This is a genomic window from Bacillus sp. JJ1503 (assembly GCF_036965125.1).
Taxonomy (GTDB): domain Bacteria; phylum Bacillota; class Bacilli; order Bacillales; family Cytobacillaceae; genus Cytobacillus.
On sequence record NZ_JBALOZ010000469.1, the window covers coordinates 3,005 to 5,559 of the forward strand.

The 2,555-nt window shown below is 35.6% G+C and carries 3 protein-coding genes; all 3 read left to right on the forward strand.

From position 1 onward, the window contains the following. The first annotated feature begins 252 nt into the window (after positions 1-252). Positions 253-903, forward strand: coding sequence for a protein kinase family protein (locus V7149_RS25320; protein ID WP_335348325.1), 651 nt, complete (start codon positions 253-255; stop codon positions 901-903). A gap of 42 nt (positions 904-945) precedes the next feature. Next, positions 946-1,338 (forward strand): sporulation protein, encoded by a 393-nt coding sequence (locus tag V7149_RS25325; protein WP_335348326.1) that lies wholly within the window; start codon positions 946-948, stop codon positions 1,336-1,338. Positions 1,339-1,610: 272 nt separating this feature from the next. Beyond that, positions 1,611-2,555, forward strand: a 945-nt coding sequence (locus V7149_RS25330) for a LacI family DNA-binding transcriptional regulator (protein WP_335348327.1), incomplete at its 3' end; no start/stop codon positions are given.

Consider the following 2,555-nt stretch of genomic DNA (forward strand, 5'->3'; position numbering starts at 1 on the left):
GTTTATTTGACTCATTCAAAAATTGCTATTATACTATGATTAACGAAAATGAATAATTCTTCCGTTTAAGGGGAGTAGCATTACAATAAAGTCGTCATTACGGGATTAAATCCTCGGCTTTATTGGCAATTTTAAATTGTTTGCGAGACCTTACCGATTTATTGGTAAGGTCTTTTTGTATAAGGCGTTATAACCAGAAAATCGGTTATAACGCCTTTTTTGATTGTTCGTTAAACAAATAACTAGGGGAGCGTGTCTACTATTTTTCAATTTACTAATTTAGCTGAAAGTGTCAAAATGATCACTACTCATAACGAACAAAAGCTTTTGGATTACGATAAATCGCTAACTTTGATTGGAAAGGGAAGAAGTGCGTATGTATTTAGAATTCAACAATCTACTAAAGCAATAAAGGTATTTTTCCCTGATTATACCCATCTAGCTAAGGAGGAGGGGGAAATTTACAAATCGATTCAGCATATCCGTTATTTTCCCACTCTATATGAGGCAGGCCCTAATTATTTAGTCATTGATTATATAGATGGGCATACACTTTTTGAATGCCTAACAAAGGGTATACCGATTTTTGAAGAAAAGGTAAAGGAAATAGATGCAGCTTTACAGCTAGCTAGAGAACAAGGGTTAAATCCATCTGATATTCATTTGCGAAACATTATTATTACATCTAATAATGAAATTAAAATTATTGATGTAGCTCGATTTAGACAATCCAAATTATGCACCCAGTGGGCGGATTTAAAGGAAGCGTTCTACCGCTTCTATAATAAGCGCTATTTACCGAAGAAAATTCCCGATTTTTTATTGAATGGTATTGCTTTTATTTATAAAAAACTTCAAAATGGAAGCTTTAATAGAGAGACGAGTTCAAAATTCATTCATTAATAAATAGACACAAGAACCCAAAATATAAACAGGAGAGTATACATGATATTAAGAAAATATATGGCATTAATAGGAATAGGTTCAGCACAGATTGATCTGATACTTGATAAAGAAATATACCGTCCAGGTGAAGTCGTAAAGGGACATTTCTTGATTAAGGGAGGCACGATATCACAAGAACTGAAAAGGATAGATTGTGATTTGGTCACCTTTAATAGGACAGATGAAAGCGAAGAAATTGTGGATTCTATCACTATATTAACTACTAAAATCATTCAGTCTGAAGCTGTTAATAAAATTCCATTCTCATTCCTTTTGCCAAACAATGCCAGAATATCGACAGACACTTTATCTTATCGATTTAAAACAAGACTGGCCTTCAAACAAGGCGTGGAAAGCTTGGATCAGGACGCCATTCGGATTGTTCAAGATTAGTGAGCTTATCCTAAACGAAAAGTAGTAATAACAATAATAGAGGAGTTTAATAGCGAACAGCAAATGTCACTGTTCGCTATTTTTATATCCAAACCATTAATAACCAAATATGGATTTAGGCTGAAAAAGAACAGAGTAAATGTAAATAAATATGTCATATATATTCATTTTGTATGACATATTATACAGGATTCGACAAAATTCTTATTGACTAGTAAAACGATTCTGCTATAAAATATGTGTAACCGGTTACAGGTCAATGAGGTGACAAAATGGTTTCAATTAAGGATGTCGCAAAGCATACAGGTCTTTCTGTAGCTACTGTTTCAAGAGTATTAAATAATAAAGGTTATGTAAGCGAAGATTCCAGGAAAAAGATCGAGCAGGCGATTGCGGAATTGAACTACAAGCCGAATGCAGTCGCAAGGAGCCTTTTTAAGAAACAATCGAAAACGATAGGTTTAATGCTTCCAGATATTATGAATCCATTCTTTCCAGAGCTAGCTCGAGCAGTTGAGGACGTAGCAATAAAGCTTGGATATACAGTGATTCTGTGCAACTCAGATGAGGATAGGGCTAAAGAACAGGTTTATTTGGATATGATGATGCAGAAGTACGTTGATGGTTTAATCGTAGCATCTAATACCATGACTGCTGAGCAGATTGAGAAGATTAAGATCCCTATTGTCAGCATTGATCGGGAAATAAGTAAGGGCCTGCCAACAATCATAGTTGAAAATAGAAAAGGTGCAAGACTTGCTGCAAGTTTCTTGAAAGAATTAGGGCGACAGCGAATTGCTCATATTAGGGGCCCGCACGATATTTTTACTGCTGATGAGCGATGTAAAGGATATCGGGAAATTGTAAGTCAGGAGCCTTGGTTTAAAGAAACATTCATCGCTGAAGGAGATTTTTCCATGCAAACTTCATTTGATGCAACTATGAAGCTTTTGCAACTACACCCTGACATTGATGGGATATTTGCGGCAAATGATACTAGTGCCATCGGAACGATTAAAGCCGTTCATAAGCTTGGAAAAAAGGTGCCCGAGGACATTGCAATTGTTGGGTTTGATGGAATCATGATGTCAACTGCTACAACACCTGAATTAACAACAGTCGTTCAGCCCATCTATGAATTAGGGGAAAAAGCTGCAACTTTGCTCGTTCAATTAATAGAGAAGCAGCCAGTTTTGGAAACAATCTATACATTGGAT

Coding starts and splice junctions, on each gene's coding strand:
- V7149_RS25325 (WP_335348326.1), top strand. CDS start 946: ATGATATTAAGAAAATATATGGCATTAATAGGAATAGGTTCAGCACAG.